Raw genomic sequence first — 18,418 nt, 5'->3', positions numbered from 1 at the left:
GCCCTGGTCGCGATTGATAATGATCAACCGGAGGCGATTCCTGAGGCCACTCGTTGCTGTCAACCCCCTCGCTTGTGATGTAGATCTCGAACTCTGTTGATGATTTTGCCTAGCATGTTGTCGCGAAAACATTCGCCGTGCCTGCGCCCAGTTCCCTGGATGGGCTTGGCATCGAATGCTCGGCAACGCATTCGTCGCATTTGATTTGTGTTGGACGAGCCTCGCCTATAGGAAAACAAGGGTAGACATGCTGCAGCGCGAGCAAGACAACAGCAAACAGCTGCCTGAGAACCTTCAGCGCAGCCAGATCGCACTCCCGGCGCTACTCGGCGCGCTCGATAGCCTCAGCACTTACCTCTATACCAAAGATCTTGAAGGCCGCCACACCTACGCCAATCAGCTCGCCTGCCAGCTCTGGGGGGCGGCGCTGCATGAGGTGATCGGTAAGACGGACCTCGAGCTGTTCGCCCCCGAACGCTGTACCGAGGTGATCGCCACCGATCAGCGGGTGTTGGCGACCGGAGCGACGATTGCCCTCGAAGAGACGCTTGCCCTGCCCAACCAGCGCCCGCGCACGTTCTGGAGCGTCAAGGCGCCGCTGTGCGACGAGCAGGGCGGCATCATCGGCCTGATCGGCATCTCGACCGAGATCACCGAGCGCAAGCGCGCCGAGCAGCGCGCCAAGATCGAGCAGCAGCGACTGGCACGGCGGGTCGAGGAGCGCACCGAGCAGCTTGCCGCCGAGGTCGAGCGGCATGCGCTGACCAGCGATCAGTTGCGCCTCGCCATCGATGGCGCCGAGCTGGGCGTCTGGGAATACCATTTGCGACCAGAGCGCTTCTTCTGGTCCGAGCGCTGCAAGCGCCATCTGGGCCTGCCAGCGGGTGAGCCGCCGAGCTATGCTGGCTTTATGGCGCGCATCCATCCCGAGGATCGAGCGCGCGTCCAGTTGCTGGTCGAGCGCAGCCTGCAAACGCGGCAAGACTATGCCGCCGAATACCGGCTGCGCTGGGATGACGGTAGCGAGCATTGGATCAGCGCGTTGGGTCGGGTCTATTGCGATGCCGAGGGCGAGCCGACCCATCTTGCTGGCATCACTCAGGACATCAGCGCGCGCAAACAGGCCGAGCAGCGCCTGTTCGAACGCGAGGATGCCGCTCGGCGCCAACTGGCCGAGATTCAAACCTATTACGATACCGCGCCGATTGGACTGGCGGTGTTGGATACCGAGCTGCGCTATCGGCGCATCAATGAGCGCCTGGCCAAGTCCAATGGGCATCCGGTGGCCGCCCATCTCGGGCGCGGCCTGCGGGAGATGGTGCCGGATTTGGCCGCCACCCTCGAGCCAAGGCTAAAGCAGGTCATCGCCAGCGGCGAGCCACTGCGCGATCAGGAGATCCAAATCCCGAGCCGCGATCCAGCCTGCCCCCCGCGGTTTTACCTCGAGCATTATCACCCGCTGTTGGGCGGTGATGGCGAGGTGATTGGCATCAATGTGGTGGTCGAGGACATCAGCGAACGGCGCGCCCTGGAGCAACAGATCCGCGCCTTCAATGCCGATCTCGAACGCCAGGTGGCGGCGCGTACCGCCGAGCTTCAGGCGGCCCATGACGCGCGCTTGGAGAGCGAGGAGAAGTACCGCAAGCTGTTCAACAGCGCGGGCGATGCGATCGCGGTGGTCGACCTCGAAGGCAACTTCGTGGATATCAACGCGACCGCCTGCCAGCAGTATGGCTATGACCGCGAGACCTTCCTGACCCTGAACGTCGCCGATCTCGATGTCCCGGAAGAGGCCGATCAGATCAGGCAACGGTTGATACAAACCCATGAGCGCGGCGAGTACGCCTTCGAGGCGCGTCATCGCACCGCCGATGGTCGCCTCCTCACCGTCGAGGTCAAGGGCGTTGCCATCAGCGTCGGAGGTCGCGCCTACCTGTTTGGCATCTGGCGCGACATCAGTGAGCGCAAACGCAGCGAGTGGGTGCTGCGCGACGCCCACCAGCGCGTCAGTGAACTGCTGGATGCGATGGCGGCGGCGGTCTATGTAACCGATATGGAGACCTACGATCTGGTCTTCATGAACGAGACCGCGAGGGTGGTCTGGGGCGATGGCGCTGGCCGGCAGTGCTATGAGGTGCTGCAAGGGCTTGCGTCGCCCTGCGCCTTTTGCACCAACGACAAACTGCTCGATGCCTCCGGTGAGCCGAGCGGTTTCTACGAATGGGAGCATTTCAACACCCAGAGCCAGCGCTGGTACGCGCTGCGTGATCGCGCCTTGCGCTGGAGCGACGGCCGCCTGGTGCGGGTCGAGATCGCCACCGACATCACCGCCTACAAGCAGGCGCTGGCGCGGATCGAGCATCTCGCCTATCACGACAGCCTGACCGGCCTGCCCAATCGGCTGCAATTCATCGAGCGGCTCGGCGAGCTCACCAAGGCCGACGCGCAAGCGTCGTCCTTGGTCGCCATCTGTTATCTGAACGTCGATGACTTCAAGGCGATCAATGCGCGTGATGGTCGCGCCTTTGGCGACGCGGTCCTGATCGAGCTGGCGGGCCGGCTGCGTCGCGCGGTGCACCAGGCGGAGTCTGTCGCGCGCATGGGGAGCGATGAGTTCGCGCTGCTGCTCACCGAGCTGACGACCAGCGCCGAGGCCATCGACCGGGCGCGAGCGATCCAGCGCCGCGTTGCGCGGGTGCTCAGCGTCGAGGGACAGCACCTGCATCTCAGTGTCAGCCTCGGGTTGACCCTGTTCCCGATCGATCAAGCCGGGCCAGACGCCCTGCTGCAGCATGCCCACGAGGCCCTGTTTCAGGCCAAGCGCCGCGGCTCCGCGGGCTACACGCTCTATGATCCGATCCGCGATCATCGGACCCGGCAGCAGCGGCGACTGTATCAGGAGTTTGCCCAAGCCCTGACGCAGAACCAGCTGGTCCTGCATTACCAGCCGAAGATCCGGCTCGCCGATGGGCAAGTGCATGGGCTTGAGGCCTTGATCCGCTGGCAGCATCCGCACAAAGGCCTGCTGCGGCCGGATCAGTTCCTGCCCATCATCGAGGACAGCCCGCTCGAGTTTGCCCTCGGTGAATGGCTCATCCATGAGGCCTTGACGCAACAAGCGCGTTGGCGCGAGCAAGGCTATCAGTTCCTGATCAGCGTCAATATCAGCCCGCGCCAGCTGCAGGAGCGGAATTTCAGCGTTTTCCTGGAGCGCGCGCTCGGTCTGGATGCCGAGCGGTCGGGCGCGCGAGCGGGCCAATTGGGCACTGAGCCGGGTGGCCAGCAGGCGGGCGGGCAAGATGGCCAGCAGGCGGGCGCTTTAGATGGCGAGCAGATCGGCGAACGAGGCACTGAGCTGATTGCCGTCGGATCGGCGCGCTTGGAGATCGAGTTATTGGAGATCGCGCGCTTGGATGATGCGGTGGCCGCGGCGGCGGTGATGCGTGACTGCAAGCGGCTCGGCGTGCGTTTCTCACTCGATGATTTCGGCACTGGCTATGCATCGCTGACCTACTTTCATCAGTTGCCGATCGATATCGTCAAGATCGACCGCCGCTTCGTGCTCAACATGCTCGACAATGCCGAGGATCGAGCGATTGTCGAAGGCGTGCTGTTGATGGCGCGCACCCTGCCGCGTCCGGTACTCGCCGAGGGGGTGGAGTCATTCGAGATCGGCCTGCTGCTGCAGCAGATGGGTTGTGAGTATGCCCAGGGCTATGGGATCGCCCGCCCGATGCCAGCCGAGCATGTGCTGCCCTGGCTCAGCGCCTGGGCCAAAGAGCGCCGCTGGCATCAGTGAGCAACTGGCCCGAAGCCGCCAAGCCCCGATCCTTCCGCGCCCTGATCGCTTCAGGTTCGGCATGGCCTGGTTGGTGCGACGGAGCGATGGGATCAAGCGAGCGGCTGTCTGGCGTTCGAGCAACAGGCATTCGCGGCTGGAGAATCCGGGTTTCTGCCATTAGATGTCATGCGGTCTGCTCAGGCTGATTCAGCTTGTGGTAGCCTAGCTTGACAATTGTCAATCGGCTCTACTCCTGTTCTTCTCTCGAGGCCAAGAAACCCATGGATATCAAAGCCCTATTCGATGCCGAGCCAGCGTCACCGCTGTATGTCGCGATCAATCGTGTGTTGATCAAGAATGATCCGAATCTGATGCGCATGATGAAGGAGGCCAGTAGCAAGATGTGTCTGGCGACGGCGCTGACCCCTGGCTTTCGCGGCTTTGATCTGATGCGTCAGCGCGGTACCTGCCCGATGGGCATGCGCTGGGCGGCGAGCTCGGACATGGGCTCTGAGCTCTCTCACATCTGGATCGACCAGTTCACCTACTGGGACTCCTGGCAGGCGCATGAAGATTTCCATGAAACCTTTGAGGACGTGGTCGTCGAGGCCTGCGGCAAGTGTGGCGGGATGCTACTGGATGGCCCGGTTGAGCCGGTCTTCCGCATCGTCCAGAGCACGCTGCCCAAGCTCATCTCGAGCAACCAGATGATGAAGAAGGGTTTCGGCAACGCCGATGCGGTCAAGGGCTATGCACTCAATACCGGTGAGTCGGTGATGGTGCTGGCCGAGCACCAGGTGCGTCCCGGCAAAGAGTCGGAGTTCGAGGAGGGCGAGGTGCAGACCATGCAGATGCTCGAGGAGACGCCGGGGGTTCTCGGCTGGCAGATCCTAAAGCGCATCGGTCTCTCGACCCTCGGCAGTGGCCAGGCGACCTCGAAGTCGATGCTTGGTCAGCTGCGCGGCGAGCCGGGTGCGAAACTGGAGCGCTCGGCCGAGGTCTGGGAAGGCTATACGGTGCCTGCTGAATACCTGACCATGGTGGAGTTCGAAAACATCCAGTTTGCACAGAGTGGCATGCCGCATGTGAACGTGAAGCCGGAGATTCTGATGGTGCATGCGACTAGGGTGCTGGACAACTGCATTACCAAGCCGACGGTGCGGATTTCCGAGAGCATGTTCAGCGAGCATACCTATCGTGAGGTCTTGCAAGGGCTGCGCTAAGGGCTGCGCTGTGCCGCGGCCGGAAGCCGTTTATCGTTAGGTCGCTAAGGCTGGCGCGATCTTCCCTGATCCACGCCCTGGCGTCGCCAGGGCGTACTGCTCAAAACCTCAGATTTTGCTCAGATCCTGCTGCGAGTGACGGCTAACGGAGCCGCCTGCGCTTGATCCTTGATCAGTCGCAACTACCAGGATTTGTATGGCAGGAACTTGCCGTTCAAGGTCACCACGACCCGATCACCCTTCGGATCGGGCTGGCGCTGGATGTCCATGCTGTAGTCGATGGCGCTCATGATGCCGTCGCCGAATTCCTCGTGGATCAGCGCCTTAAGGGTCTCGCCGTAGACGCCGACGATCTCATAGAAACGGTAGATGAGGGGGTCGGTTGGAACGGTCTGATCCCAGGTCTTGTGCGGGAATGCCTGCAGCGCCGCGACCACATCGGAGCCGAGTCCAAGGGCTTCGGCACAGGCCTCGGCCTGGGTCTGATTCAGACTGTTCATGCCGAGGCAAGCGGAGCAGGTGAATTCCTTGGAGAGCCCAACGGCTTTGGCGATCGCGTCCCAGGTCAGGCCTTTGGTCTGCTTGGCGTCGAGAATGGTGGTTTTCATCTCGGTCTTGGTCATTGGCGGATGCCCCTTGTGCTTGAGAGTGGTTTTGAAGCAACGGGTTGATGACTCGCTGCACAGACGGTTGGCGCGGGTGGAAGAACCGCTGCGCTGGCTCCGTCACAGCTGTGCGCGCGTTGATTCCATCGTTCAGGCTTTTAGTGCGCAATGGTCGACGGGTTGGCTTGATGGGCCATTCTGCGTTTGTCTGCGGTTTAGAGGTTGACGGCGCGCAGCAGCGGGCCGGATTCGACCGAGCGGTCATCGGTAGCGCCGTTTGCGTTGCTCGTCGAATGGCTTACGGCATTGCTTGGCCCCTTGCCGATGGCATGGCTCGGCCTGTTGCTCACGGCGTTGCCGATGGCGTTGCTTGGGCTGCCTAGGCTGCTTGCGCCGCGCGCCGCCTCTGCCGGATCGACGATGCGCGGCGGGCCTTGATGACCAGAGCCGGGCGCGCCCGAGTTGGCCGAGCCGGAGAGTCCGTGCGAGCGCGAGACCAGGAAGTCGACCAGATGGGTGCGGATCGGGTAGTAGCCGGGATCATGCACGATGCTGCCGCGCTCGCGGGGTCGTTCGATCGAGACGCGGACCGATTCGGCGATCCGCGCTTGCGGGCCGTTGGTCATCAGCAGGATGCGATCGGCAAGCAGGATGGCCTCGTCGACATCATGGGTGATCATGAAGACCGTCTGATGGGTCTCGGCGCAGATCTTCAGCAGTTCGTCCTGGATGGTGCCTCGTGTCAGGGCATCGAGCGCGCCGAACGGCTCATCGAGCAGCAGCAGCTTGGGCTCGATCGCGAAGGCGCGGGCGATGGCGACGCGCTGGCGCATGCCGCCGGAGAGCTGCGCGGGCTTGCGCTGCTCGGCGCCATCCTTGAGTCCGACCATGTGCAGATACTTGAGGCTGTGCTCGCGAACGCGGGTCTTGCTCCAACCGGGCCAGCGCGCGGCGACGCCGAACATGACGTTGCTCAGTGCCGAACGCCAGGGCAGTAGCGAGTAGTTCTGGAACACGATGCCGCGCTCCAGTGCCGGGCCGCGCACCTCTTTGCCGGCCATCAGAACCTCGCCATCACTGGGCGCATCGAGCCCGGCGAGGACGTTGAGGATGGTCGACTTGCCGCAGCCCGAGTGGCCGATGATGCAGACGAATTCGCCCTTCTCGATGCCGAAGCTGACGTCCTCGAACACGGTCAGCTCGCCTTGCTTGGCCGGGAAGCGCTTGGCCAGTGATTTGATCTCAAGGAAATGCGGGTTCATCGCGGTCACTCCTGGTAGGTGACGAGCCGGGTGGCCGAGGCCAGCGCGAGGTCGAGCAGCATGCCGACGACGCCGATCATCAGGATCGAGAAGATCACGCTGGTCAGATCCAGGTTGTTCCATTCGTTCCAGACGTAGTAGCCGATGCCGGTGCCGCCGACCAGCATCTCGGCGGCGACGATGACCAGCCAGGCGATGCCGATGGAGATGCGCATGCCAGTGAGGATGGTCGGCGCGGCGGCGGGCAGGATGACCTGAAAGGCGGTCTGCATCGGCCCAAGCTCATGGGTGCGGGCGACGTTGACCCAATCCTTGCGCACGCCGGCGACGCCAAAGGCGGTGTTGATCAGCATCGGCCAGATCGAGCAGATGAAGATGACGAAGATCGACGAGGTTTCGGAGTCCTTGATGATGAACAGCGCGAGCGGCATCCAAGCCAGCGGTGAGATCGGCTTGAGCACCTGAATGAACGGATTCAGCGCCTTGTACATCATCGGCGACATGCCGATCAGGAAGCCGAGCGGCAGCGCGATCAGCGCCGCGAGCCCGAAGCCGGTGAGCACGCGATAGAGTGACCAGCCGAGCTGGATGCCGATGCCCTTGTCGTTGGGGCCGGCGTCATAGAAGGGATTGGACAGCTCGCTGATCGCCAGACCGATGATCTCGGAAGGCGAGGGGACGCGCGCCTCTTGGTCGGCGCCGCCCATCAGCAGTTCGTATTCGCTCAGCGCCTCCTCGGCCTGCGGTGCCGGGGTGCTGAGCTGCCAGAGCCCAAGGAAGATGACGAGCAGCGACACCGAGACGATGACGGCGCGCCAAGAATCGGATTTGAGCATGGGGTTGTTGGTCCTCAGTCTATGGATCGGTTGATTAGCCGGTCGAGCAGTAGGCGCGTCGGACGGCCTCGCTTGGCCAAGCTCGAAACCGGCTCGCCTGTGCGACTTGGGAGCCGCGCGTCTTGGTGGCCTGCTCGGAGCCGAGTCGTGGGCTGAACTGTCCGGTTCGGCATCAGCCCCAGCGGCCTGCCTGTCGAGCAAAGCCGCTGGGCGGTCAGTCGGTCTATCCTCACCCGCGCTTGATGGCGAAGCTCTCGACATAGGCCTCGGGCTGGGTCCAGTCGAATTCCTTGCCCATGATCATGTAGTTGGCGTTGGTGGTCTCGGGGACGGGATAGCCAAGCTCGGCCATGGTCTTGCCGGCATCAGAGGCGAGATAGACCTCCTGGGCGATGGCCTGATAATCGACATCGCCCTCGATGTAGCCCCAGCGCTTCATCTGGGTCAGAATCCACACCGCCATCGAGTGCCAGGGGAAGGGGTCGAAGTCGATCCGATCGGGGACGTCTTGGACGTTGCCCAGCCCGTCGGCAAAGCGGCCGGTGAGCACCTGCTCGATGACGGGCACCGGCTGGTTCAGGTAGTTGGTCGGCGCGATCGCGGCGGCGATCTCCTTGCGGTTCTCCTGCTTCTGCGAATAGAAGGTGGCGTCGACGATGGCCTTGAGCAGGGCCGAGTAGGTGTTCGGCATCTCTTTGGTGAACTGCTCGGAGCAAGCGAAGGCGCAGCAGGGGTGGCCTTCCCAGATGTCTTTGGTCAGGATGTGGATGAAGCCGACCTTCTCCCAGACCGCGCGCTGATTGAACGGGTCGGGTGAGAGGAAGCCGTCGAGATTGCCGGCGCGGAGATTGGCGACCATCTCCGGTGGCGGCACGACGCGGATTTGGATGTCCTGATCCGGGTCGAGGCCGTGCTCGGCGACGTAGTAGCGCAGCAGGAAGTTGTGCATGCTGTAGTCGAAGGGGACGCCAAACTTGAAGCCCTTCCAGTCCTTCGGGTCGCGCTTGTCCTTGTGATCGTTGTGCAGCACGATGGCCTGGCCGTTGATGTTCTCGACCGCCGGCATCCGATAAGGCACGGCGGTGGAACCAGCGCCGAGGCTGATCGCCAGCGGCATCGGCGTCAGCATGTGCGAGGCGTCGTACTCGCCGGAGAGGGATTTGTCGCGCGCAACCGCCCAGCCAGCGGTCTTGATCACGTCGACGTCGAGGCCGTATTTCTCGTAGAACCCGAGCGGATGGGCCATGATGATCGGGGTGGCGCAGGTAATCGGCACGAAGCCGACCTTGAGCTTGGTCTTCTCCAGCGGGCCGCCGCTCTCTTGCACCGCGGCCTTGATCGCGTCCATCGGCAGCAGGCTGCCGAGGATGCTGGCCAAGGTGCCGCCGCCAACCAGGCCGAGGAAGCTGCGTCGGCTCAGCTCGTTGTGGCCGAAGACGCCGCGCACGATGGCGCTCTCGACGACGCGGTCGAGCATGGCTTCTTGGGAGAGGGGTGCTTGGGGCGCTTGGGGGGCGTGGAGTTCTTGGGGCGCGAGTCGCTGCGCGGCTGTCGTCGCTGAGGCGTGGTGCTCGATCGGGTCTTGCGCTTGAGCCTGTTGATGGTGCCTGTGCGATGAGGAACTGGATGAGCAACTGCTGCACGCGCAGCCGGGCGCGTGGCTGAGGTCGAGATCGGGGTCGTAGGGATTGCCCAGGCTCTGATATGGCATTGTATTCTCCGCGGGGTTTTGGGTCAGAGGATGGCGGCCTGATTGGCGGTTTAGCGGCAAGTGCAGAGCAAGTGCTGAGCTTGCGTCCCGCCAACCAGCGGGGTTGATCTGAGTCAAGGCTAAGCAGGGAATGTGCCAATCGCCTGAAATCCTGTAGAGGCCTGATTCGGTTGAGGCTTCCGGCGGCTGTCCTGGTTGCCGAAAATGAACGAGATCTCGTCATTCACGAGATTTCGTTGTTTTTTGACGAGATGTCGTTATTTTTGGCGCGATGTCGATCACCATGCCGTCGATCAGGGCGCTGGTGCTGGCAGTTAGGTCAGTTGTATCAGTGAGCTGGTCCTCGGCAGGGTTAATGTGAGCAGTGTTAATGGAAGCTTCTTTGTGTTCATCCGTGTCCATTGAGGATGCCGCCTTTCGACTGCTTTTTGAGCAACATCCCGATGCGCTGCTGCTGTTCGACCCCTTTGCCGACAGCATCCTCGCCGCCAATGCGCGCGCCTGTGAATGGCTGCGCTGGCCCTTGGATCAGCTGATGGCGATGCGCCCGAGCCGCTTGCACGCCGGCGAGCGCGGCGCCTTGGTGGTCTTCACCCAAGAGGTGCTCGAGACCGGCGAGGCCTGGGCGCGCGGGCTCGGTTGTCAGTGCGGGGATGGCGAGCGCATCCAGGTCGAGTATCGGGCGCGTCGGCTGGAACTCGACGGGCGCTGCTGTGTATTGATCTCGGCGCGCGATCTGGTCACCCAGCGTCGGCGCGAGACCCGATCCGATGCCGATGACTATGTGCGCAGCGGACTCTCGGAATGGCGTCGGGTCGAACAGTTGTTCGCCTCGATCGAGACCGAGAATCGGCTCATCCTGCGTGCCGCGGGCGAGGGCATCTACGGCGTCGATGCGGACGGAATCACCACCTTCGTCAATCCGGCGGCCGAGCAGATGTTGGGCTGGAGCGCGGCGGAGCTGGTCGGTCGCGGCATGCATCAGACCGTGCATCACAGCCATGCCAATGGCAGCGGTTATGCCGATGACGACTGCCCGATCTATGCCGCCTTTCGCGAGGGCGCGGTGCAGCGGCGCGACGACGAGGTGTTTTGGCGCAAGGATGGGCGCTGCTTTCCGGTCGAGTACACCAGCACGCCGATCGTCGATCGTGGCAACCTGGTCGGTGCCGTGGTCGTGTTCCGCGATATCAGCGATCGGCGCGAGGCTGAGCAGCGCCTGCAGACGGCACTCGAAGAGGTCTCGGCGCTCAAGCACCGGCTGGAGCTGGAGAACGATTATCTGCAAGAGGAGTTTCGCGAGGCGAGCAACTACCACCAGATCGTCGGCGATAGCCGGGCCGTTCGCGAGGTCTTGTATAAGGTCGAGCTGGTCGCGCCGACCGATGCGCCGGTGTTGATCACCGGTGAATCCGGCACTGGCAAGGAGCTGATCGCACGGGCCATCCATACCGCAAGCCGGCGTGGCGATCGGCCGCTGATCCGGGTCAACTGTGCCGCGGTGCCCAAGGAGCTGTTCGAGAGCGAGTTCTTCGGCCATGTCAAAGGCGCCTTCACCGGCGCGGTGGCCGAGCGGGTTGGACGTTTCGAGCTGGCCGATGGCGGCACGCTGTTCCTGGATGAAATCGGCGAGATCCCGCTCGAGCTACAGAGTAAGCTGCTGCGCGTGCTGCAGGAAGGCGAGTTCGAGCGCGTTGGCGAGGGGCGAACGCGGCGAGTCGATCTGCGCATCGTCGCGGCAACCAACCGGCGGCTCGATCAGGAGGCCGAGGCCGGGCGGTTTCGTGCGGATCTGTTCTATCGGCTGAATGTGTTCCCGATCGAATCGGTGCCGCTGCGCCAGCGGCCTGAGGATATCCCGCTGTTGGCCGCGCACTTTCTCACCAAGGCCGCGCGGCGCTTTGGGCGTCAGGGGCTGCGGCTCAGCCGCGCCGACGTTGCCGCGATGCAGGACTACCCCTGGCCCGGTAATGTACGTGAGCTGGAGAACCTGATCGAGCGCGCGGTGATCGTCTCGACCGGCGAGCGGTTGATCATCGATCTGCCGGGGCGTCGTCCCGAGCGAGCGCTGTTGCCGCTGTCGGAGACGAACCGGGCGAGTTCAGGCCTTGGCGAGACAAACCCAATGGGTTCAGGTCTTGGCCAACCGGCAATCGCCGCACCAGGCAACGAACAGGAGCGCATCGCATTGGAGCGACGGATGATCGAGCAGGCGCTTGCCGCCAGTCAGGGCAAGATCTCTGGCCCTGGCGGCGCGGCACGGCGACTGGGTCTGAAGCCGACCACCCTGGCCTCGCGAATCAAGCGCCATGGCATTCAGAAGCGGTGATCGCAACCGTTAATGATGCTTGTGCGCTGGCATGGCGCTTGGGTCGATGCGCTTGACTGGCAGGCTCAGCGTCTGTGAGGCGCCATCATCGAAGTTGAGGGTGAGCGCGACCTGATCGCCTGGCGAAAGCGCTTCGGTGAGCCCAATCAGCATCACATGCAGGCCGCCAGGAGCCAGGGTCACGACCTTGCCGGCGGGCAGATCGATCTGTTCGATCTGGCGCATCTGCATCATGCCGTCTTCCATCTGGTGGGTGTGCAGTTCCACCACCTCGGCGGCATCGCTCTCGGCGGCGACCAAGGCGCGATCTTGCCCGCTCGCATTGGTCAGGGTCATGAAGGCGGCACTGTTGGGCTGGCCTGGCGGGACGGCGCGCACATAGGCATTGTCGATGCTGATGCCCTCGGCAAAGGCGATCGTCGGCAGGATGAGGCCGAGGGCGAGGCCGAAGCGCATCAAAAGAGGCGCAGTCTGCGGTCTCATCTCAGACCGAGGGGCAGCCTGGGTACCAGCCGCATCTAGGGTTGCTCGCATCGCATCATCTCCAAAGCTAAAGTGTCGAAATGGCGCTGCCGATCGATCGTTCATGGCTTGCGCAGGCTGCTCAGTGTAGGCGAATCACAGGCTGGATGGACCAGAAAAAAGTTGTTTGAATGGCTCTCGTTGGCTCATCCAGCGGACTCAGGCGCAAGCAACTCAATCAGGCGAGCGGCCTTATCGAAGGTCTCGAGATATTCCTGCTCGCAATCCGAGTCGTGCACCAGACCGCCCCCGGACCAGAAGCGGACCTGGCCGGCGCTGTGGACGATGGTGCGAATGGCGATATTGGTGTCCATCGCGCCGTCGAAGCCGAGGTAGCCGATAGCGCCGCAGTAGACGCCGCGTCGATGCGGCTCGAGCCTCTCGATAATCTCCATGGCACGGATCTTGGGCGCGCCGGTGATCGAGCCGCCGGGAAAGCAGGCGCGCAGCAGCGAGGTAGCGTCCTGGTCGGTGCGCAGTTCGCCGGTGATGGTGCTGACCAGGTGATGCACCGAGGCATAGGATTCGATGGCAAACAGCTCAGGGACCTGAATGCTGCCGGGGCGGCAGACGCGGCCCAGATCGTTGCGTAAGAGGTCGACGATCATGAGATTCTCGGCGCGATCCTTGGGGCTTTCGGCGAGCGCGCGTTTCAGTGCGGCGTCTGCTTGGGGATCGGCGCTACGCGGGCGTGTACCCTTGATCGGTCGCGTCTCGACGCGCCCCTCGCGCAGCGCGAGGAAGCGCTCCGGTGATGAGCTGAGGATCTGGCCAAAGGGGGTCTGCAAATAGGCCGAGAAGGGGGCTGGGTTCAATTGCCGCAGGCGACGATAGGCGCTCCAGGGATCGCCCGTGGCGCGGGCGGCGAAGCGCTGGGCGAGATTGATCTGGTAACAATCACCGGCGCGGATATAGCCCTTGATGTGCGCGAAGGCGGCGGCGTAAGCGGAGGGTGAGAGATTCGAGCGCAGCGGCCCGCTTGCATGCAGGGAGTTCTTCGCACGCAGCGGGGGGCATGCTACATGCGTCATCGGGCTGCACCCAAGCTGATCGGTGCTTGCTGGCCTTGACGCCGTTGCCGGGGGCGGCTTTGCGGCTAGGGCGCTGGACTCATCTGTCTGTGGGCTGGAGAGGATCTCGGAGAACTGCCTCAGCAGATGCGGCCAGCGCGCGCGGGTGCGTGCATCCCGGCCGGCGCCGACCAGCCAGCTACGATGCTCGGCATGATCAACGAGCAATGCCCAGTCGAAGATGCCGATCGCCATCTCCGGCAGTCCCTCAGCGTCGATGGCCTGTGCCGGCAGGTGCTCGATGCGGCGCGCGAGATCATAGCCAAACCAGCCCACGGCACCGCCAGCGAAGGGGAGGGCGGCGAAAGAGTGCTCGGCAGAGGTCTTGGTGCTTGGGCCGAGGGCCTCGCGTAGCAGTGCGAAGGGGTCGGCACGGGAGCCGCGGCAACCCTTCGCATCACAGACCTCGGTGATTGCGCCGCGTGTGACCAGGGTTGCGCTCGGGTCTGCAACCAGGATGTCCCAGCGGCCGCTGCCGCCGCAGGCCGCTGCGCTGTCGAGGAACATTGCCCAAGGCTGGTTGCTGAGCGGGGCGAACAGGCTGGCTGAATCGGCGCGGTAGGGAAGCTCGTTGAGATAGCGCATTCCATGATCGCCGACATCGCCCAATTTTGCGGGTTCCCGATGACTAGGTCAGAAAACGACCGCAGAGGATATGACCACCGGCGGCTATGCGCCGGTGGTCGTTTCAGGCCAAGGATGCTTGGCGCTCGTCGTCGCGCTCTAATCGTCGCTAGCGCGCTGGTAGGCGTCAGCGAGCTGCTTCTGGATATTGGCCGGGACCGGCGCGTAGTGGCTCAGCTCGATGCTGTAGGAGCCCTCGCCGCCGGTGATCGACTTCAGCCGCGACTCGTAGCCCTCCAGCTCGGCCAGCGGTGCCTCGCCCTCGATGACGATGCGCCCGAGGCTCTTGGACTCACTGCCGTTGATGCGTCCGCGGCGCCCGGAGAGATCACCGGCGAGATCGCCCATGTTGCTGTCCGGGGCGGTGATGCGGATCTTGACGATCGGCTCCAGGATCGCCGGCTTGGCCTTGAGCACGGCCTCGATGAAGGCCTTCTTGCCGGCGGTGGCGAAGGCGATGTCCTTGGAGTCGACCGGATGTGATTTGCCGTCGTAGACCGCGACGCGCACATCGTCCATCGGGTAGCCGGCGACGGCGCCTTCCTCGAGTACCTGGCGCACACCCTTCTCGATCGACGGGATGAACTGGTTCGGGATGCAGCCGCCGACGGTCTCATCGGCGAACTCGAAGCCGGCGCCTTGCTCGCGCGGCTCGATGCGCAGATAGACCTCGCCGAACTGACCGGCGCCGCCGGTCTGCTTCTTGTGCCGGTGATGGCCCTCGGCCTTGGCGGTGATGGTCTCGCGGTAGGGGATGCTCGGTGGCTTGGTCTCGACCTCAACGTGGAACTGCTCCGAGAGCCGACGCAGCAGCACCTTGAGGTGCACCTCGCCGAGCCCGCGCATCACGGTCTCGTTGGCGGCGGCGTTGTGCTCGATGTGGAAGCAGGGGTCTTCGGACTCGAGCTTGTGCAGCGCGTCGTTGAGCTTCTGCTCGTCGCCGCGCTTGGCGACATTGATGGCGAGCCCGAACAGCGGCACGGGGCATTCGATACTGCGCAGATGGAAATGATCCTCGTCGTGCGAGTCGTGTAGCACGGCATCGAAATGGATGTCGTCAACGCGCGAGACCGCCAGGATGTCGCCCGGCACGCCTTCGTCGGCCTCGATCAGCTCGCTGCCGTGTATCCGATACAGATGGGTGACCTTGAATGGCTTGCGCGCATCGCCGATGAACAGCTGGCTATTCGGCACGATACGGCCTTGATGGACGCGAAAGATGCCAATCTTGCCGCGGAAGGGGTCGTTGATGACCTTGAAGACGTGGGCGATGGCGTGCTTGCTGGGGTCCGGGTCCACCGAGACCGGCTTCATCTCTGCGCCTTCGCCCTTCATGAAGGGGGGTGGATTGCCTTCGGCCGGATTTGGCATCAGCCTGACCAGGATCTCCATCAGCTCCGGGATACCGGCGCCGGTCTCGGCGGAGCAGAAGCAGATTGGGACCAGATGGCCTTCGCGCAGCGCCTCTTCGAAGGGGTCGTGCAACTGCTCGGGCTTCAGCTCCGAGCCTTGCTCCAAATAGACCTCCATTAGCGCCTCGTCAACCTCGACCACCTGGTCGATGATCTGGCCGTGGGCCTCCTCGACGGAGGAAAAGTCCGTGCTGTCGCCGGCGGGATTGAAGAAGCAATCGATGACGCGCTTGCCACCCTCGGCCGGCAGGTTGATCGGCAGGCATTCGGCGCCAAAGGTGTCCCGCAGCTGCGCCGTCAGCTCAGCGAGGTCAACGCCGTCACCATCGATGCGGTTGACGATGATGATACGGCACAGGTTGCGGTTGTCGGCGGCCTTCCAGGCGCGCTGCGTCAGCGGTTCGATGCCGTTCTCGGCATTGACGACGATGGCGGCGGTCTCGACGGCGTTGAGCACCGAGAGGGTACGGCCAAGGAAGTCTGGATAGCCGGGGGTGTCGAGCAGGTTGATGTGCTTGCCGTGAGCAGCAAAACCGGTGATGCCGACGTCGAGTGAATGCTGTAGCTCCTTTTCCATGGCATCGGAATCGCACACCGTGGTGCCCTTGACCACGCTGCCGGGCTCGGCGATGGCGCCGGCGCTCGCAAGCAGCGCTTCAACGAGGGTGGTCTTGCCGGAACCGGCGTGGCCGACGAGGGCGATGTTGCGGACGTCCTCGGCATTGTAGTCAGACATGCAGGAACCCTTTAGCGCTTCAGTGGTTGGCTGGAGGCCATCGCGGCGGCGACGGCCGAATGTAACAGCGGGAGTATAGCGTAACCCAAGGGTCATTTAAGACCAGCGTGACGCGCGAGCGGCACGGCGCGTGCTTGAGGCGTGCGATAGATCAATCCAGCCCTTACCATACAAGCCGTTTCACCGGTGGGTAAGCGGATGGGTAGCGCTTGCCGCCCTAGAGGAGAAGGCTTCGAATGTTCGATATCGTCTGGATCGCGTTGGCCTTTGCGCTGGGACTCGGGGCGCGTCAAATCGGTTTGCCGCCGCTGGTCGGTTATCTGGTGGGTGGGTTCCTGCTGCACGCCTTTGGTGCGCGTGAGGATGCCCTGGTCGAAGAACTGGCCCACATTGGCATCACCCTGCTGCTGTTTACCATTGGCCTGAAGCTCAAGCTCAAGAGTCTGGCGCAGCCGCATGTGTGGGGCACTGCAGCGTTGCACATGGTGGCCATGCTGGCCATCGTGGTCCCCTTGCTGCTCGCGATCGGTGATCTCGGGCTGCCGCTGTTGGTCGGCGCCGATTTGGGCACCGCGCTGTTGTTGACCTTCGCGCTGAGCTTCTCGAGCACGGTGTTCGCGGTCAAGGTGCTGGAGGAAAAGGGCGAGATGGGCGCGCTCTACGGCACCATCGCCATCGGCATCCTGATCATTCAGGACCTGGCAGCAGTGCTGTTTCTGGCCTTTTCTGCTGGCAAGATCCCGACCTTATGGGCGGTGTTTCTGCTGCTGTTGATCCCGGCGCGGCGGCTGTTGCTCTGGCTGTTGAGTCGGGTGGGGCATGGCGAGCTGCTGTTGCTGTTCGGGCTGATCCTGGCGCTCGGGACCTCGCAGCTGTTTGATCTGGTGGGGATGAAAGGTGATCTCGGGGCGCTCCTGATCGGCGTGATGATTGCCCAGCATCCGAAGGCGAGCGAGCTGTCGAAATCCTTGCTTGATCTCAAAGATCTTTTTCTCGTTGGCTTTTTCCTGAGCATTGGCCTGCAGGGGCTGCCGAGTCCGATCATGATCCTGTTCGCGCTCGGTTTGCTGCTGGTGCTGCCATTCAAGTGGGTGCTCTATCAGCAGTTGATGCTCTGGTTTGGTCTGCGTGGGCGAACGGCCTTTCTCGGCGGTTTGACCCTGACCAATTACAGCGAATTCGGTCTCATCGTGGTCGCCGTGGGGGTCGAGAATGGCTGGCTCGACCCGCAATGGCTGGCGGTGATGGCGCTGGCGCTGGCGTTCTCGTTCATCGCCGCGTCGCCGGCGGCGAGTCGCTCACATGTTTGGTACGAGGTGTTGAGCCGCTGGCTGCGCCTGCTCGAGCGTCGACGGCGATTGCCGGAGGAGGCCGAGATCGATCCCGGTGATGCCAATGCCATGGTGGTCGGCATGGGGCGGATTGGCTGCGGTGCCTACGATGAGCTGGTGCATGCGCGTGGACTGCGGCCGGTCGGGGTCGATGCCGATCCCGATACCATCACGCGTCACCAGCAGCAGGGGCGTTATGTGGTGCAGGGGAGTGCGACCGATGCCGATTTCTGGCATCGGCTGCATCTCGACGATGGCCACATGCGCCTGGTGCTGTTGGCGATGCCGCGGGTCTCCGAGAATCTATTCGCGGCCGAGCATCTGCTCAAGGAGGGCTTCACCGGCACCATTGGCGCGATCGCCAAGTACCCGGACGATGAGCAAGCGCTGCGGGCGGCGGGTGTGCAGTTGGTCTTCAACCTCTACGCCGAGGCGGGTGCGGGTTTCGCGCAGCATGTCTGCGCCGGGCAACAATAGAATCAGTGGGTAGGATGTTCAGTATTCAGTGCTGATTGCAGTGCGACTGGTTCTCAGCGTGTTCAGCTTGACAAGTGCGTGTTTGCCGAGATGCTTGCTCGGTGGGGCCATGCTTGCGCTGCTGAGTTGGTCCGGAGCCTGAACACGAACGAACTCGCGTCCCATCATGAGCGGCATCAGCAGGAAGCTGGCTGCGCTCACAAAACCGGCAATGGTCAGTGCATCGATGATCATCTTTGTTTCCAGCCTCGAAACGAGGCAGTTGCGCTAGATGATCTAATATTACTAAATGCTTAATTACCGAACAAGCGACTCTGTCACAGTTCGGCACATCGCGGCACGCGCATGTGCATCGAAGACGATCGCCGCGCGCTTGATCGGTCCAGCAGCGACGCGCGTGCATGCACGCTTGCACCGAAGATGGGGCTTGTCGCCATCGCCCTGTCGGTTATAGTGGCAGCCGTCTATCATGACAGGTCAAGGCCACTGATCGGGCTTA

General features: G+C 63.1%; 12 protein-coding genes and 1 pseudogene. 4 read left to right on the top strand and 9 right to left on the bottom strand.

What is annotated here, in order from left to right:
* The first annotated feature begins 247 nt into the window (after positions 1–247).
* The gene (locus CCR96_RS14920) at positions 248–3,799 is read left to right on the top strand and encodes an EAL domain-containing protein (protein WP_201220896.1); all 3,552 of its coding nucleotides are present in this window, start codon (positions 248–250) and stop codon (positions 3,797–3,799) included.
* Positions 3,800–4,062: 263 nt separating this feature from the next.
* A complete protein-coding gene (locus CCR96_RS14915) occupies positions 4,063–5,004 on the top strand; it encodes a sulfur oxygenase reductase family protein (protein ID WP_201220895.1) in 942 nt (313 codons plus the stop codon).
* A gap of 182 nt (positions 5,005–5,186) precedes the next feature.
* On the opposite strand, the gene cynS is transcribed toward CCR96_RS14915, so the two are convergent.
* The 5 genes and pseudogenes from cynS to CCR96_RS14890 form a co-directional block, all read right to left on the bottom strand.
* Positions 5,187–5,627 (bottom strand): cyanase, encoded by a 441-nt coding sequence (cynS, locus tag CCR96_RS14910; RefSeq protein ID WP_201220894.1) that lies wholly within the window; start codon positions 5,625–5,627, stop codon positions 5,187–5,189.
* Between the two features lie 389 nt (positions 5,628–6,016).
* A pseudogene (locus CCR96_RS14905) lies at positions 6,017–6,871 on the bottom strand (ABC transporter ATP-binding protein); the annotation flags it as partial.
* 5 nt (positions 6,872–6,876) lie between these two features.
* Entirely contained in the window at positions 6,877–7,707 is an 831-nt protein-coding gene (ntrB, locus tag CCR96_RS14900) for a nitrate ABC transporter permease (protein ID WP_201220892.1), read from the bottom strand.
* Between the two features lie 229 nt (positions 7,708–7,936).
* Positions 7,937–9,418: a CmpA/NrtA family ABC transporter substrate-binding protein gene (locus CCR96_RS14895; protein ID WP_201220891.1), complete on the bottom strand. Its 1,482-nt coding sequence runs from the start codon at positions 9,416–9,418 to the stop codon at positions 7,937–7,939.
* 219 nt (positions 9,419–9,637) lie between these two features.
* Complete coding sequence (locus CCR96_RS14890) at positions 9,638–9,820, bottom strand: hypothetical protein (protein WP_201220890.1); 183 nt, start codon at positions 9,818–9,820, stop codon at positions 9,638–9,640.
* Between CCR96_RS14890 and CCR96_RS14885 the strand changes: the two genes are divergently transcribed.
* Positions 9,813–11,747, top strand: coding sequence for a sigma 54-interacting transcriptional regulator (locus CCR96_RS14885; protein WP_201220889.1), 1,935 nt, complete (start codon positions 9,813–9,815; stop codon positions 11,745–11,747). The genes CCR96_RS14890 and CCR96_RS14885 overlap by 8 nt on opposite strands.
* 9 nt (positions 11,748–11,756) lie before the next feature.
* On the opposite strand, the gene CCR96_RS14880 is transcribed toward CCR96_RS14885, so the two are convergent.
* The 3 genes from CCR96_RS14880 to fusA all read right to left on the bottom strand — a co-directional run bounded on the left by CCR96_RS14880 (position 11,757) and on the right by fusA (position 16,111).
* Entirely contained in the window at positions 11,757–12,203 is a 447-nt protein-coding gene (locus CCR96_RS14880) for a copper chaperone PCu(A)C (RefSeq protein ID WP_201220888.1), read from the bottom strand.
* 212 nt (positions 12,204–12,415) lie between these two features.
* Positions 12,416–13,924, bottom strand: a complete 1,509-nt coding sequence (gene pabB, locus CCR96_RS14875) for an aminodeoxychorismate synthase component I (protein ID WP_201220887.1) — start codon at positions 13,922–13,924, stop codon at positions 12,416–12,418.
* Positions 13,925–14,062: 138 nt separating this feature from the next.
* Positions 14,063–16,111, bottom strand: a complete 2,049-nt coding sequence (gene fusA, locus CCR96_RS14870; protein ID WP_201220886.1) for an elongation factor G — start codon at positions 16,109–16,111, stop codon at positions 14,063–14,065.
* A gap of 236 nt (positions 16,112–16,347) precedes the next feature.
* On the opposite strand from fusA, the gene CCR96_RS14865 reads away from it, so the two are divergent.
* Entirely contained in the window at positions 16,348–17,919 is a 1,572-nt protein-coding gene (locus CCR96_RS14865) for a cation:proton antiporter family protein (RefSeq protein WP_201220885.1), read from the top strand.
* An 18-nt stretch (positions 17,920–17,937) separates the two neighbouring features.
* On the opposite strand, the gene CCR96_RS14860 is transcribed toward CCR96_RS14865, so the two are convergent.
* On the bottom strand, positions 17,938–18,153 hold the full coding sequence (locus CCR96_RS14860) for a hypothetical protein (RefSeq protein ID WP_201220884.1): 216 nt from the start codon (positions 18,151–18,153) through the stop codon (positions 17,938–17,940).
* Positions 18,154–18,418: the final 265 nt, after the last annotated feature.

Origin of the sequence: Halochromatium roseum (assembly GCF_016653315.1) — a bacterium.
In the GTDB taxonomy this organism is placed as follows: Bacteria; Pseudomonadota; Gammaproteobacteria; order Chromatiales; family Chromatiaceae; genus Lamprobacter; species Lamprobacter roseus.
This window is presented reverse-complemented; position numbering and strand designations above follow the sequence as displayed.

Bases quoted from the DNA above. Each gene is read 5' to 3' on its own strand.
- CCR96_RS14920 (WP_201220896.1), top strand. From the start codon at position 248: ATGCTGCAGCGCGAGCAAGACAACAGCAAACAGCTGCCTGAGAACCTT.
- CCR96_RS14915 (WP_201220895.1), top strand. From the start codon at position 4,063: ATGGATATCAAAGCCCTATTCGATGCCGAGCCAGCGTCACCGCTGTAT.
- cynS (WP_201220894.1), bottom strand. From the start codon at position 5,627: ATGACCAAGACCGAGATGAAAACCACCATTCTCGACGCCAAGCAGACC.
- ntrB (WP_201220892.1), bottom strand. From the start codon at position 7,707: ATGCTCAAATCCGATTCTTGGCGCGCCGTCATCGTCTCGGTGTCGCTG.
- CCR96_RS14895 (WP_201220891.1), bottom strand. From the start codon at position 9,418: ATGCCATATCAGAGCCTGGGCAATCCCTACGACCCCGATCTCGACCTC.
- CCR96_RS14890 (WP_201220890.1), bottom strand. From the start codon at position 9,820: ATGGACACGGATGAACACAAAGAAGCTTCCATTAACACTGCTCACATT.
- CCR96_RS14880 (WP_201220888.1), bottom strand. From the start codon at position 12,203: ATGCGCTTCGGCCTCGCCCTCGGCCTCATCCTGCCGACGATCGCCTTT.
- pabB (WP_201220887.1), bottom strand. From the start codon at position 13,924: ATGCGCTATCTCAACGAGCTTCCCTACCGCGCCGATTCAGCCAGCCTG.
- fusA (WP_201220886.1), bottom strand. From the start codon at position 16,111: ATGTCTGACTACAATGCCGAGGACGTCCGCAACATCGCCCTCGTCGGC.
- CCR96_RS14865 (WP_201220885.1), top strand. From the start codon at position 16,348: ATGTTCGATATCGTCTGGATCGCGTTGGCCTTTGCGCTGGGACTCGGG.
- CCR96_RS14860 (WP_201220884.1), bottom strand. From the start codon at position 18,153: ATGATCATCGATGCACTGACCATTGCCGGTTTTGTGAGCGCAGCCAGC.